General features: G+C 70.4%; 16 protein-coding genes and 2 pseudogenes. 9 read left to right on the forward strand and 9 right to left on the reverse strand.

The window, feature by feature from the left end:
- Positions 1-119 precede the first annotated feature (119 nt).
- Together I6J71_RS02675 and I6J71_RS02680 are read right to left on the reverse strand one after the other, a co-directional pair.
- Positions 120-608: a nitroreductase/quinone reductase family protein gene (locus tag I6J71_RS02675; RefSeq protein WP_204093265.1), complete on the reverse strand. Its 489-nt coding sequence runs from the start codon at positions 606-608 to the stop codon at positions 120-122.
- A 409-nt stretch (positions 609-1,017) separates the two neighbouring features.
- Positions 1,018-1,725, reverse strand: coding sequence for a hypothetical protein (locus I6J71_RS02680; RefSeq protein WP_204093266.1), 708 nt, complete (start codon positions 1,723-1,725; stop codon positions 1,018-1,020).
- Between the two features lie 51 nt (positions 1,726-1,776).
- Between I6J71_RS02680 and I6J71_RS02685 the strand changes: the two genes are divergently transcribed.
- The 6 genes and pseudogenes from I6J71_RS02685 (at position 1,777) to I6J71_RS02705 (ending at position 7,325) form a co-directional block, all read left to right on the forward strand.
- Positions 1,777-2,691 (forward strand): hypothetical protein, encoded by a 915-nt coding sequence (locus I6J71_RS02685; protein WP_204093267.1) that lies wholly within the window; start codon positions 1,777-1,779, stop codon positions 2,689-2,691.
- 431 nt (positions 2,692-3,122) lie between these two features.
- Positions 3,123-3,740, forward strand: coding sequence for a hypothetical protein (locus tag I6J71_RS02690; RefSeq protein WP_204093268.1), 618 nt, complete (start codon positions 3,123-3,125; stop codon positions 3,738-3,740).
- 925 nt (positions 3,741-4,665) lie between these two features.
- Complete coding sequence (locus I6J71_RS47530) at positions 4,666-5,109, forward strand: hypothetical protein (RefSeq protein ID WP_239154386.1); 444 nt, start codon at positions 4,666-4,668, stop codon at positions 5,107-5,109.
- 33 nt (positions 5,110-5,142) lie between these two features.
- Positions 5,143-5,499 (forward strand): annotated as a pseudogene (locus tag I6J71_RS50265) (LysR family transcriptional regulator substrate-binding protein); the annotation flags it as partial.
- A 502-nt stretch (positions 5,500-6,001) separates the two neighbouring features.
- Positions 6,002-6,298 carry a RidA family protein gene (locus I6J71_RS02700; protein WP_204093270.1) on the forward strand — a complete coding sequence of 99 codons (297 nt, stop codon included), beginning with the start codon at positions 6,002-6,004 and terminating at the stop codon, positions 6,296-6,298.
- Positions 6,299-6,359: 61 nt separating this feature from the next.
- Positions 6,360-7,325: a LysR family transcriptional regulator gene (locus tag I6J71_RS02705; RefSeq protein WP_204093271.1), complete on the forward strand. Its 966-nt coding sequence runs from the start codon at positions 6,360-6,362 to the stop codon at positions 7,323-7,325.
- On the opposite strand, the gene I6J71_RS02710 is transcribed toward I6J71_RS02705, so the two are convergent.
- Positions 7,280-7,774 carry a VOC family protein gene (locus I6J71_RS02710; RefSeq protein WP_204093272.1) on the reverse strand — a complete coding sequence of 165 codons (495 nt, stop codon included), beginning with the start codon at positions 7,772-7,774 and terminating at the stop codon, positions 7,280-7,282. The genes I6J71_RS02705 and I6J71_RS02710 overlap by 46 nt on opposite strands.
- A gap of 18 nt (positions 7,775-7,792) precedes the next feature.
- Complete coding sequence (locus I6J71_RS02715) at positions 7,793-8,755, reverse strand: LysR family transcriptional regulator (RefSeq protein ID WP_204093273.1); 963 nt, start codon at positions 8,753-8,755, stop codon at positions 7,793-7,795.
- Positions 8,756-8,841: 86 nt separating this feature from the next.
- Between I6J71_RS02715 and I6J71_RS02720 the strand changes: the two genes are divergently transcribed.
- Genes I6J71_RS02720 through I6J71_RS02730 form a run of 3 tightly spaced genes read left to right on the forward strand, consistent with a single transcriptional unit; the run spans position 8,842 to position 10,171 of the window.
- Positions 8,842-9,438, forward strand: a complete 597-nt coding sequence (locus I6J71_RS02720; RefSeq protein WP_204093274.1) for a hypothetical protein — start codon at positions 8,842-8,844, stop codon at positions 9,436-9,438.
- On the forward strand, positions 9,435-9,806 hold the full coding sequence (locus I6J71_RS02725) for an SgcJ/EcaC family oxidoreductase (RefSeq protein WP_204093275.1): 372 nt from the start codon (positions 9,435-9,437) through the stop codon (positions 9,804-9,806). The genes I6J71_RS02720 and I6J71_RS02725 overlap by 4 nt, the downstream gene beginning before the upstream one ends.
- Positions 9,803-10,171, forward strand: coding sequence for a VOC family protein (locus I6J71_RS02730; protein ID WP_204093276.1), 369 nt, complete (start codon positions 9,803-9,805; stop codon positions 10,169-10,171). The genes I6J71_RS02725 and I6J71_RS02730 overlap by 4 nt, the downstream gene beginning before the upstream one ends.
- 212 nt (positions 10,172-10,383) lie before the next feature.
- Here I6J71_RS02730 and I6J71_RS50270 read toward each other — a convergent pair.
- The 5 genes and pseudogenes from I6J71_RS50270 to I6J71_RS02755 form a co-directional block, all read right to left on the reverse strand.
- Positions 10,384-10,542: pseudogene (locus I6J71_RS50270) on the reverse strand (hypothetical protein); the annotation flags it as partial.
- Positions 10,532-11,170 carry a hypothetical protein gene (locus I6J71_RS02740; RefSeq protein ID WP_204093277.1) on the reverse strand — a complete coding sequence of 213 codons (639 nt, stop codon included), beginning with the start codon at positions 11,168-11,170 and terminating at the stop codon, positions 10,532-10,534. The gene I6J71_RS02740 and the pseudogene I6J71_RS50270, both read right to left, overlap by 11 nt.
- Complete coding sequence (locus I6J71_RS02745; protein WP_204093278.1) at positions 11,167-11,307, reverse strand: hypothetical protein; 141 nt, start codon at positions 11,305-11,307, stop codon at positions 11,167-11,169. Before I6J71_RS02745 ends, I6J71_RS02740 begins: the two co-directional genes overlap by 4 nt.
- A 148-nt stretch (positions 11,308-11,455) precedes the next feature.
- Positions 11,456-12,190: a GNAT family N-acetyltransferase gene (locus I6J71_RS02750; RefSeq protein ID WP_204096828.1), complete on the reverse strand. Its 735-nt coding sequence runs from the start codon at positions 12,188-12,190 to the stop codon at positions 11,456-11,458.
- A 26-nt stretch (positions 12,191-12,216) separates the two neighbouring features.
- Positions 12,217-12,945 (reverse strand): DUF2786 domain-containing protein, encoded by a 729-nt coding sequence (locus tag I6J71_RS02755; protein ID WP_204093279.1) that lies wholly within the window; start codon positions 12,943-12,945, stop codon positions 12,217-12,219.
- Positions 12,946-13,071 lie beyond the last annotated feature (126 nt).

The following is a 13,071-nucleotide window of genomic DNA, read 5'->3' on the forward strand; positions in this document are numbered from 1 at the left end:
CAACGCTCTGACATGTCGCCGCCGGCGTGGATCGGCAGTGATCTCGTCCAGAGGACGGGCGGTGGCCTTGTTGCGGCTGAGGTAGACGCGGGCGACGCACTTGGTGTACGGGCGCGGGCTTAACGTCGGGGGTCGAGATCGATGCGTACGGTCAGCGGACTGGTCGCGACCGCCCCGGAGGCCTGGAGGCAGAGGCGGCGCCAGCGATTGCCGCGGCTGAGGATCCGCACCCGTTCCGAAGGGTCGTCGTCGTCGAGGATGTGTGCCGTGCCGCTGCGCCAACCGGTGCGCGACAAGCTGCCCTTGACCCGGACGCGGGGATTGGCCTCGATGTTTCGAATGTAGTCGGCGCTGCGTCCGTGCTGGGCGACGATCCAGAAGGTGTCGCCGTCGGTACCGTCGCAGACCGGTGTGATTCGCGGTTGTTCGGTGCGCCGCCCTATCGTCTCCAGCAGGGCGTCGCCCGGAGGCGGGATACGCAGTGCGAAGGCGAGCTTGTCGAGCGGGTTGATCACCGACCGCTGAAGCCGGTCAAAGCGCCGGCGCCTGGCGGCCGCTCCGGGGCCGTCCCAGCGACCGGAGGCCTGATCGGTTTTGACCCTCCTCATATACGGTCCTCTCCAGTCATCCGGCTCATGCGTCGTGTCGAATCCTCCGCGCTGGCGCCACTGGGCGCCAGCGCGGAGGATTCGACGGCCGCGCCGGGTGGGTCAAGGTTCGCCACTTCGACGACGTCGACGCGCTGGTGCTCGGCGTGACCGGCAGCCCCACCCGACCGACCGCGCTGGTGCTCGGCCAGGCTGACCGGCGCGGAGCTGTGTAGCTTCCACTGTAAATCGGACGGCTGCACTTGCGGATCCGAATCCCTCACCTGCTAAGCCACATCAAACCGCCCGTGACCAGCAGGACGGGCCACGGGATGATCTTGTTTCGAGGCGGACGTTGTCGCCGGATGCGGGCCTATGCGGCTTGCGGTGTCCCATCCGTGCCGACGGGACTTGGTCCGGCGGCCGCCTACTACGTGAATCGTGCGGCCGCGTCGAGCATGTGCCAGCAGTACCGCGGTTCCCCCACGGACGGGAGTGGGAGCCACTCGGCGAACCCCCGTGCCTCGGGGGTGTTCTCGATCAGTGTGGTCGTCCACGTGTACCCGGCACCGTGCTGCGCCGCGCGCAGGGCCCGCACCCGCCGGTCACCGCGCACCCAGGGCGGCCCGTCGGTGGACCAACCCAGGCGGGAGAACGCGGCGAGGGCGAGTATCCGCCCGTAGCCGCGGCGCCGGCTCCCGTCGTCGACCTGGACGTGTTCGAGCACTCCGACGCGGTCCTGAGGGCAGACCGCGAGCGTGGATGCGCCGATCGCGTGGCCGTCGACGTGCAGCTCGATCCGGCCGGGCCCGGCGACCTCGTCCGGTGCCACGGCGACCAGTTCCAGCCCGGCCCGGGTGGCTTGCCCCAGGTCGGCTTGTTCGTAGGCGGGGTCGATGAGGGCCCACTGGTGATCGGCGTGGCCGTCGTCGCGGCAGCGGTGGCAGATCAGCGAGTGCAGGCGCAGCGCCACGATCCACGAGAACGTGCCCGAGTCGGACACGGGGTGCCGGCGCGGACAGTGCTTCGGCGGGTGGACGCTGAGCGTGCCGTCCGGGTTCAGCTCGTGCCGCAGCGCCGGGCGCACCGGGAGGTCCCCGCTGCCGTATTCGCCGGACGGTCGCCGATCTTCGAACATGCGTGCGAGTCTAGCTCTGCGTTGCTGGTCAGCAGGGTTGACGATGGACACATGCCCGTGCCGGAACTGCCGCTGCGGCTCGCCGTGGTCGAGTCGGCTGCGGTGCTGCCCGCCGGGGCGTTCGAGTACTCGCCGAAGCTGGATGGGTGGCGGTGCGTGGTGCACGTGCCGGGTGGGGTGCTGCAGTCGCGCACCGGCAGCGACCTGACCGACCGGTTCCCGGAGATCCTCGATGCGGCGGCGGCGCTGGGCCGGGTGGTGTTCGACGGGGAACTGTGTGCCTACCGGCAGGGGCGGCTGGAGTTCGCGGCGCTCGGCTACGGCCCGGCCCGGCGCCGCGCCGAGGGCATCGCCGTGGTCTACGTGGCATTCGACCTGCTCGGCGCCCGCGGCCGCGACCTGCGGCTGTGGCCCCTGTCGCGCCGGCGCGAGCGCCTGGCCGCGGTGGTCGGCGCGGGCAACGCTGGCGTGCAGCTGATGATCTCGACCCTCGACCTCGCCCAGGGCCGGGAGTGGATCAGCGCCGAGCAGGCGGCCGTCGGCATCGAGGGGGCGGTCGCGAAGCCGCTGGCCAGCCGGTATCCGCTGCGCGGGGGCCGCGCCGGGTGGGTGAAAGTGCGCCACTACGACGACGTCGACGCGCTCGTGCTCGGCGTGACCGGCAGCCCCACCCGACCGACCGCGCTCGTGCTCGGCCAGACCGACCGCCGCGGGCAGATCCGGGCAGTCGGCCTGTCCGGGCCCCTGTCGCGGACTGCGCTCGGGTCGCTGTCCGGTCGGCTCCGCCTCGCCAAAGGCGGGCCTCAGCGAGCCTCCGGGGTTCTCGCCGGCCTTCCCGGGGCCGAGGACTTCACGTACTGGCCGGTCGAGCCGGGCGTGTTGGTCGAAGCACGCGCCGACCGCGCCTTTGAACTGGGCCGATACCGACATCGAGTGTCCGTCGTGCGCGCGAAGCCGGATCAGTAGTCAAGAGCGGGTTGTTCGTTTGCTCGAACCAGCGCCACGGCACGGCGTGTGACCCTGGGATGCCGCTGCGGCTTGACCGGAATCAACGGCCCGGATCTGCTTGCTGTCCGGAGCGCGCCACCACCGCCGTAAGGCGTCGGTCGTTTCTCACCCTTTTTCAACACTGCCCTGACCGCCGCCGAGTGGCCCTGTGTCGCCGCTGACCACCTGCTCGGCCACATCGAGCCTCATGCCGAAGCGCACCGATCGGTGCTCAGCCGCGGCCGGGCCCGGCGGCACGGCGCTACACACCCGGGTGGTGGCCATGGAGGATGGCGAGAATGCGGCCTTTCCAACACAAATACCTCGTCACAACGAGCCCACCCGTCGCTGAGATGGTCCTTCGGCATACCAGCGGGGGTGTGGTGCGGGCGTCGAGAGGGTGAGCGGCGGTGACGCACGAAGAACCGCACGCCCGCGACGGCGGGGCCGGTCGTCGGGGTTTCGCGGAAGAAACCGGAACGTACGCGGCGCCCCGGGAGTACCAGAAGCTGCACCAGCCCGCGGCTGCCTCCTCCGGCCGTCGCCGGCTGGCCTGCGTGCTGCGGATCGTGTTCGGGGTGGTGTGGGCGATCGACGCCTCCTTCAAGTGGCGGCCTGAGTTCCTGCGGGGCCAGGTGTTCGCGCACCAGTTCGGCATCCACGACCAGGTCACCACTCCCGTCATCCGCCAGTGGATCGACCTGTGGCAGTACATCGGGGCCGTGGCGCCCGCAGGGCTGGGCGTCGGGACGGCCATTGTCGAAACGCTCATCGCGGTCGGCCTCCTCACCGGCACACTGTCCAATGTGGTCTATGTCGGGAGCGCCGTGTACTCGTTCGGGATCTGGTCCGCGGCGGAAGCGTTCGGCCTCCCGTGGTTCGCGGCAGGCGCTACCGACATCGGCCCGTCCATCGGGTACATCATCGCTGCCCTCGCCCTGCTGGCCGCGCCGGGCAACGCCCTGTGGAGCGTCGATCGCGCCCTCCGGCCACGACTCGGCAAGTACGGCTGGCTGTGCGGCGATTGAGCCTCGGCCCGCGCCCAGCTGATCACCGCGCACGAGGTTTGTAGCGCCGACGTCTCCTCGGCGCTGGGCGTGGTGCCGGCCGGTGTGCGAACGCAGAGCCGCCGCAGCCAACCGTGACTCGGCGCTCGCCTGCGCGCTGGGCACCGGCTCAGAGGACGAGCCGGCGCAGGTCGGGGAGCGCTTCTACGCTGCTGTGGGAGATGGGCTCAGGCAGCCTCTAGGCGGTTACGTGGGTAGCCCCAGGTGAGTGACCCCGCCGGTTTGGTGGGTGCTGGGAGTCTCAAAGCCGGTCTCGACCGCCCCCGTTTATGGTCATACGTCACGTCGGCGTTACGTCGCTGGCCTGGGGCTATTCGATCCCCGGTCGGGGCGAAGCGAAAACCCAAGACCTGAATGGCGGAAGGTCGTCGGTCCGACCCCGGCCCTGGCCACAATGATTTACCTGCGAAAACAGGCCACCAACCCGACCGAATGGGTGTGATTACGATGCGATGCTGGCCGTGCGCGGGCAACCTACTCGCGAGTCAGGCAGCTAATAGGGTCCGTCCTGGCTGAGTCCTGAGGCCTCTGCCTGTCGCGCTGCTGTACAGCAGCGAAGTACAGCAACCGCACCGACGCTCAGCGACCGCGATCGACCACCGACGACGCTCTGACCTCGGCAAAGACCGGCAATGGCTTTCATGCTGATAGTTCGCATCGAGAAGGTCAGGGGTTCGATTCCCCTCAGCTCCACCCGATGGAAAACCCGCACTCTTCGCGAGTGCGGGTTTTCTTGTTTCTTCCCGGTCTTGTTCCCGGTCTGGTCGTCCGCGGTGGGGCGAAGGTCAACTCGTGCCGGGGGGAGGACGCAGGCTGTCATGGCTGGGGGCCGAGGCTCGGCGATTCCGGTCACCCGGGCTTGGTGGCTGGGGTTTCGTGTGAGGTGGTGCGCACGGAACTGCTGTGGGAAGCGGGCCTGGACGCGATCGTGATCTCCGTCGGGAGCACGCTCGGCCACCTCGGGTACGCGGTGAGCCTCCAGTTTCCCGACGCGGACTGGCCGTCGGTCCCCGACGGCGAGGTCACTCCCGAACGGCCCCTTTTGCTGGCGTTGCGCGACGACAGCCCGATTCCGCTGCGGTTCGCGGTGGTCGTAACCCCGCACGACGGCCACGAGTACAACGACGCGACGGTGCGCGCGATCGGCGTCGCCGCCGGAGCGGCCATTCGCGCGGCGGCGAACGAAGGGGTGGTGGCGCTGGGGCTGCCGCTGCTGGGCACCGGCAACCAGGGGGTTCCCGTGATCCGCCGGTTCTCTTGCGTGCTGCCTTCGGCGGTGTGCAGCAAGGCCGTCGTGGCAGTGAGCTTCTTCGTGCCGGCGGCGAGGTAGGGCCGGAATCGCTGCGAGACAACGTGGTTGTTGGTGGACACGGACACCGGGCGGGCCCGCAGCTTCGTCGGTGCGCAGGCGCATGATTGCCAGGTCCGGGCGGACGGCGCCGCGCAGGAGGCCGGGGACGAGGGTGGTGCCGAGACGACCCGCGACGAGGCCGAGTTTGGTGGTCCACTCCTGCACGACGTAGCGCACGTCGCCTTCCACCGAGACTTCGGCGGCGTTGAACTGTCGTTCTCGGACGGTCTCTCCGCCCACCTCCGCGCAGGCGACCTCGACGTCGCCCTCCTCACCGGCTCGTTCCCCGAGGCGACGCGCCTGCTCGACGACCCCATGTTCGTCGCCCTGCCCCGCGACCACCGCTTGGCGGCCCGCCGCGTCGTCCGTCGCACCAAACTAGCTCTCGTCGGGCACGAGGACGGCGCCGCGGTGGGGAAGGCGCCGGTGCGCAGGTGGCCGCCGTCCAGATCGCGCAGGGCGGTGATCTGGCGGCGGGCGATGTCGAGGCAGTCGAGGACGGTCTCGGCGTGGCCGAGCAAGGCGAGACCTTCTTCGGTGAGCCGCGCGTGGGCTTTGCGGTCGGAGAGGGTGGCGCCGAGTTCGTCTTCGAGCATGGCGACCTGGCGTGAGACGGCGGACTGCGTGTAGCGCTAGAACTTCGCGGCGGCGGTGAACGAGCCGAGTGTGGTCACTTCGCGGAAGACCGGGCCGTGGCCATCGCCATGATCGTAGCTCATCGACGGTATGCGGATCATTCGCTTGTCGCATGCCTGGCGGGTGCTTGCCGTCGATCTTGTGGCGGTTACCTTCCACGACCCGGAGACCGCGCCGCCTCCCGCCGAGGCCTTCTCGAACGTCGCGGAGATCCCGCTGGCGGCCAGAAGCTCTCGTGCTCACCGGCCAGGTCGCTCTGGACCACGACGGCAAGATCGTCAACAACAACATGGGCGCACGGACCAGACAGCTCTTCGAGATCATCTTCGCGCTCCTCGCCGACCGCTGCGCGACCTTCGCCGACTTCGTCAACATCCACACCTACCTCTCCGACCTCTCGCGCCTGCCCGAACACGCCGCCGTGCGCCTGAGCTACTTCGGCGAATCCCGCCCGACCAGCATGATGGTCGAGGTCTCACGCCTGTTCAAACCCGGTGCCCTGCTGGAAATCGGCATTGCGGCGGTCATCTGAACGTGAGCGGGTTCGTGTTCGCAGGCGGCGCGGACCGGGAACCGGCTTAGAATCGCGCTTCGTGGAGCTGGAGTTCGTACGGACGTTCGTCGCCGTGGTGGACGAGGGGCGGTTCCAGGAGGCGGCGGCCGAGCTGGGGGTGTCGCAGCAGGCGGTGTCGAAGCGGGTCGTGGCGTTGGAGCGGGAGCTCGGGGTGCGGCTGTTCACGCGGACGGCGCGCGGCGCGGCCCTGACCGACGACGGGGTGGCGTTCCTGCCGCACGCGCGGGAGCTGCTGGCCGCCGGGGAGCGCGCGGTGGCGGCGGTGCGGCCGGGCCGGCGGCCGTTGCGCGTGGACGTGCTGAACCGGCGCATCAAGGTCGCCGAGCTGGTGCGGCAGTTCCACCTCGCCTGCCCCGACGTGCAGCTCGACATCATGACGCTGGGCCCGGACACCGCGGCCACCGTGGCGGCGATCGCGGAGGGTGGCGTCGACGCGACGTTCCGGGCGGTGCCCGCGGGTGAGCTGCCCGGCGGTGTCGTGAGCACGTGGGTGTACGACGAGCCGCACGAGCTGCTCGTCGGGCCGCGCCACGCCCTCGCGGACCACACCGACGTGTCGCTGCACGAGCTGGCCGAACACCGCGTCTGGATGCCGGACATGTCACCCGCCACCGAGTGGGGCGGGTACTACCGCGAGCTGGCCGCCGAGTTCGGGCTCACGATCGACGTCGACGGGCCGAACTTCGGCAACGAGGCCATGCTCGACGAGATCGCCGCGTCGGCCGAGCTCGCCACGTTCGTCGGCGAGGGCTCGCGTTACTTCTGGCCCGAGCACTACGACCTGCGCCGCATCCCCGTCGTCGATCCGGCGCCGCTGTACCCGCACTTCCTGGTGTGGCGCCGGAAGCACCCGCACCCAGCGCTCGCGCTGCTGCGTGAGCACCTCGTGCCGGACCGGGATTCGCGCCGGACGCGGGGCGTGTGGCTGCCCGGCTGGGGTCAGACCGGGATCCGCGCCGACTCGCCGGGCGTGTCGGCGCCGTAGCGGGCGAGGTCGGCGTCGAGGTCGAGCGGACCGTTGTGGGCGCGGTCCGCGTCGGTGATCAGCGACTGCGGGACGAGCCAGCAGATCTCCGACTCGATGCCGTCCGGGTCCTTCGCGTACAGCGCTTTGGTCGTGCCGTGATCGGTGGCGCCGACGAGCGCGCCGGCCGCGGTCAGCGCCTCGCGGCACGTGCGCAGGTCCGCGAGCGTCGGGACCTCCCACGCCAGGTGGTACAGGCCGACGGCGCCGTGGCCCGCGGGGCTGTCGGCCGCGTCGCCGATCGCGAACAGGCCCAGGTCGTGGTCGTTGCGGGATTCCGGCGCCTGCAGGAAGACCGCGCGCTCCGACGTGTGCACCGCGCGGAACCCCAGCACGTCGACGTAGAACGCGCTGCTGCGCGCGGCGTCGCGCACCCACAGTACGGCGTGGTTCAGACCGCGGATCGGCATCGGCGTTCCTTCCGGAGTTCAGGGCAGTGCGAACGCGGAACCGCCGTCGTGCCACCACTTCCGGTAGAACCGCGAACCCTCGACCAGCGCGAGGTAGCCGCTCTCGATCTTGGCACACACGTCGTCCACGAGCGAAGCGAGCGGGGAATCCGTGCGCCACGCGAGAACCAGCTCGCGGTGCAGCGGGGTGCCGGCGAGCGAGAGCGTCGCGATGCCGGTGCGGTCGGTGCCGATGGGGTAGAGCAGGCAGATCGCGCGGCCTTCGGCGGTGAGCGCGAACGCGACGTGCGCTTCGTTCGTCAGGTGCGTGATGTGCTGGTCGAAGCCCGCGACCGCGCACGTGCGGGCGAAGAACTCGTTCATCCCGCTGTCGTCGGGGTCGGGCATCACCCACTTCTCGTCCGCGAGCTCGGCCAGGTCGACCTCGTCGCGTTCGGCCAGCGCGTGGTGCTCGGAAACGCCGATGAACAACGGTTCCCTCAGCAGCAGCCGGTGTTCGACGCCGTCCTGCGGCAGCAGTGGGAACCCGGGGAAGCAGCGCATCACGGCGACGTCGAGCTCGCCCGAGCGCAGCAACGCCCTCAGCGCACCGGTTTCCCGGATCGTGCGGCTCGTGACTTCGCGCCGCGGCAGCATCGCCGTGAGGGTGTTGACGAGCAGGCTGAACTGCTGCGCCGGAATTCCGCCGACGCGCACGGGTGCGCCGGCTTCGTGCTGAGCGTTGAGCCGCGCGGTGCGTTGCAGCGCGTCGAAGCCGTGGAGCAGTTTCTGGGCGTCGCGCACCAATTCCGTGCCGGTGTGCGTCGGCAGCACGCCTTCGACCGAACGGACGAACAGCGGTCCGCCGAGGAACTGCTCGATCCGCTTGAGCTGCGTGGTCACCGCCGGCTGCGTGAGGTGCAGCCGCGCAGCGGCTCTGCGCAGGCTCCCGGCCTCGGCGATCGCGACCACGAGCTCGAGGTGCCGGATTTCCAGGCGCATGCCCGAAATATTATCGCTGGATGCAATAGGGCCGATCCCGTGATGATCATGGCCTGGCCGCATCCGCGCTGGTTACGGTGCCTCGCGTGAGATCCTTGGTCCCCGTTCCGCTCATCGGGAAGACGGCCCTTTCCGCGCTGTTCTCCGACGAAGTGCTGCAACGTTTCCTCGACGCGGCCGCCGTTGAATACGCTTTCATCAAGCCCGACGAACCGAGACCCTGTTTCGCCGTGCTGCTCGGCACGTTCGCCGAAGACGCGCTGCTCGTTTCGGACCTTGCGTTCGGCCGCAACGCGCGGACCACGGACCCGAGCGCGCGCGAGGAGTTCGCGACGACGATCGTGCCGCGCTTCGGCTCCGCGTATGAGAACTCGGTGCGCGCCTGGTGGCTCGACCCGGCGGATCTGCTGCGCATCACCCGGGACGCCGGCGCTCGCGGCCTCGACGTGCTCGGCTCCGTCCACCTGCACCCCGACTGGCACCGGCTCGGGCCGGAGTGCGAACGCGGTCGTCCGCTCAGCGATCGGCCGACGCCGATGGACGCATACGTGTTCCGCAGCAGCGGCTGGCCGCTCAATGTCGTCTGCTACCTCGAACGCCGGCACGGCGGCTTCTACTACTCGCTGGCCGCCTGGGACGGCGAGTGCGAGCCCCTGCCACTGAGGGTGCTGGTGCGGACATGACCGGCGACTCGATCCGCGCGTTATGGCGCACCATGGCCGACGGCTGGGCCAGCGGTGACGCGGCGCAGTTCGCGTCCGTCTTCGCCGAGGACGTCGACTTCGTGAACGTCCGCGGTGAGGCGCTCGTCGGCCGCCGCGCCGTCGAAACGGGGCACGCGCAGCTGTTCGCGACGGCGTACCGCGACACGACGCTTTCCACGGAAGTCACGTTGATCCGCCGCCTGACAGCGGAATTGTCGCTCGTGCACGCGACGTCGGAGATCGCACCCGCCGGCGTGAAGACGCACGCGCAGGCCGTCGTCCGCCACGCCGGCGAACTCACGATCGCCGCGTTCCACAACATGATCCCGAAAGGACCGACCGCATGACCCGCCCCCGCCTGCGCCACCTCGCTTTCGTCGTGCAGGACGCGAAACGCATGACCGCGTTCTACTGCGAGCAGTTCGGCCTGGAGCTGTTCCACACCGACCCCGACGGCAGCCACTTCGTGACCGACGGCTACCTCAACCTGGCGCTGATTCAGCAGCGGCTCGACGGCGACGTCGCCACTGGGTTCAACCACTTCGGGTTCCAGGTGGACGAGATCCCGCCGATCGCCGAGCGGCTCGCCGAAGCGGGCGTGCCGCGCCCTGTGCTGCGGGGTGGCGACCGCCCGTTCGCCGAGTACCGCGCGATCGACCCGGAAGGCAACTGGTTCGACCTGTCGGAGCACGGTTTTCTGCCGCCGGAGTAGCTACGCAACGCGGCGACGAAGTCCGTTGCGATGCGGTGCTCGACGTCCGCGGGCACCGGCTGCACTCGCGCGGCCAGCCCGCCCGCGGCGACGGCGCCGAGACTGCGCGCCTGCAGCGTCAGGCCGAGGTCCATGGCCTGGATCGAGTTCCCATTGGCGGCGGCGAGATTGAGCATCCGGCCCTGATCGAGAAGCACGATCTCGCGGCCGGCTTCGAGCACGTACCCCGTGCGGCGCGAGGGTTCGCCGTACTCGACGGTGCTCCTGGTCTTCGCGGCCAGCGCCGCCCGGTCGATCTCCCACGCGAAGTGGCCGACGCCGGCGAGCACGGCGCCGTCGCGCAGTGCCGCGAGTTCTGCCTCACCCAGCACCCCCCGGTCGGCCGGTGGCGGTGAACACGAGCTGCGCGTCGGCCACGACCTCGGCGGTGGTGCTGACGCGGTGGCCGTTGAGGATCGCCTCCAGTGCGCGCATCGGGTCGATGTCGCACACGGACACTCGCGCGCCCAGCCGGCTCAACGTGTCGGCGACGCCCTTGCCGCACGGCCCGTAACCGAGCACGGCGGCGCGCACGCCGGGGGCCATGAGGTTGGTGGCGTTGAGGAACCCCTGCACCACGCTCTGGTCGACGCCGAATTCGTTCTCCACCAGGAGTTTCAGCCGCGAGTCGTTGATGACGAAAACGGGCCGGCCGAGCTCGTGCGGAGTCTCGCGCAGGCGGAGCCCGCCGGTGGTGGTCTCTTCGGTGCCGCCGAGGTAGGTCGCCGGGACGCCCCGGTTGAGGAGTTCGATCGTGAGGTCGCCGCTGTTGTCGGGCGCGAAGTCGGGTTCGACGTCGAGCACCCGCCGGATGTTCTCGGCGTGCTCGGCTTCTCCGTCACCGCGGCGGGTGAAGACGGCGACGTACAGCTCGGCGAGCGCTTCGGCGACGTCGTCGTGGGTCGTGCCGGGCGACCCGGTCAGGCGGACGTCGACGCCGGCGCGCACGAGCAGCGTCACGAGCGCGGCCGTCTTCGTTCGACGTGCTGGCACATCGCCAGCCGCTTCCCGGCGAGCGCCGGGGCGAGCTCGGCGACCGCCTGCGCGGTGACGGGCATGTGCTTGAGCACCCAGGTCGTCTGCGCGTTCTCGGGCATGCTGGCGTTCCTCTTCGGTTGTGGGTTCCTTGTCTGACGGGCGCGGGGCCGTCGTCAGCCGTAGAAGTCACACCGGTGGGAGTGGTCGCCGAAGATCGGCGTCACGAGCTCCTGCCGGGAAGAACACACGCGCCCACGGTAACCCGGGTCAGAGCGGGTGCTCCACCCACACGTTCGGTTCGACGTACACGCCCAGGTCTTGCGCCACCGACGCCAGCACGGGCGCGATCCCGCCGGGCACCGCCGTGCGGCCGTCGCCGAGCCGAACACCCGTCCACTGCTCCCACTGCTCGAGCGTGCCCGTGACGGTCATCGCGAACGGCGCGATCTTCACCGTCTGCGCGCCCAGCCGCTCGTGGTTGCGCAGCCACGGATCCACCGGCCGGTCCCGCTCGTCGCGGCGGGCCACGTAGTCCTCAATGGACTCGAACGGGTGGTTCGCCTTGCCCGTCGGCCGCACGGGTACCACGAGCCGCGCGAGGCCCGCGTTTCGTGCGCGGTTCCTCAGCTCCGTCAACGCCAGCGCTGCCACACCTCGTCCACGCGCCCGCTCCGCGACGGTCACCTCCAGCGCCACCAGCGTGGTCGGCTCACGCCCATCCAGCACGTCCTGCGCCGCCCACAGCAACGCGCCGTCCCAGCCGTGGTCCGGCAGGCCGGGGCGTTCGTCCGTCGGGAACGCCACGGGGATCGCCGCCGCACGCGCCACCGGGACGTCGTTTTCCAGCAACACCAGGAAGAACTCCGGCCACCGCGCCGCGAGCCGCGCGGACGCCGCCAGGTCGCCCACCACGTCGTGCCGCAGGAACTCGCCGCCGACCACGCCGAGCTCCAGCGCGGGCCGGCGCAGGTCCGGGCGAGTGGCGAGATCCTCGATGCGCATCACCACCGCCGCCTCCTGATTCCGCGTCACCGCACCGGCAACGCCTGCCTCCGCCGTGTCAGCGCCGCAGGGTCCAGCGTCGCTCGCGTGCCCGCCTGGTGGCCCTCGCGGTATCCCGATCCCGAGAGCCGCCGGGGGCCCGCCGCGCGCAGGTCGCCGTACTCGCGGTCGAAAGCGGTCTGCACGAGGGCCGTGCGGTCGCGCACCACGAGTTCCGCCGAGTGCCGCCCGGAGCCCGGGTGCTCGCGCGCGGCGGTCGTCTCCGCGCGCACCAGCCGTTCGTGGACGGCGCGCGCGAAGCCGTGCAGCCACGTGCGCCGGTAGGCGGCGAGCGATTCGCGGAAGATCCGCGCGTCGGGCCGGACGCGCGTGAGCTGGGTGCTCGCCTGCAGCAGGAGGCTCGTGAACAGCAACTCGACCCGCCCGAGGTCGGACTTGAACCCGAACACCGTGACCGACTCGACGCCCTGGCCGACCCGGTGCAGCAGCGTGCGGCAGCGCAACGGGTACGCGATGTTCGTGAGCAGGCTCGCCTTGTCACGGCTGTACGGGTTGTCGATGGGGATCGTCAGCACCGTGATGTCGTCGGTGCCGTGCCCGGTGGCGGCCAGCATCGCGTTGTCGACGCCGTAGCGGGCGATCAGCTCGGCCGCCTTCGTGTTGTACAGCTCGGCTTCTTCCGCGGTCACCGCCGGGTCTTCGGCCTTGGCGAGCAGCTTGCGGATGCGCTCCAGCTGCGTGTCGTGGGCGGGCATGATCCCCCTTTCCTGCCGGGCCGGCCCGGGTGGGCCGGTGTGGGGTCCCAAGGTAGGCGCGGGGTACGACAATATTCGATCAGGTGTTCGGACGGGTAGCAGGGTGCCCGCGTGTCGATACGATCC

This window comes from Amycolatopsis sp. FDAARGOS 1241, assembly GCF_016889705.1.
Taxonomy (GTDB): domain Bacteria; phylum Actinomycetota; class Actinomycetes; order Mycobacteriales; family Pseudonocardiaceae; genus Amycolatopsis.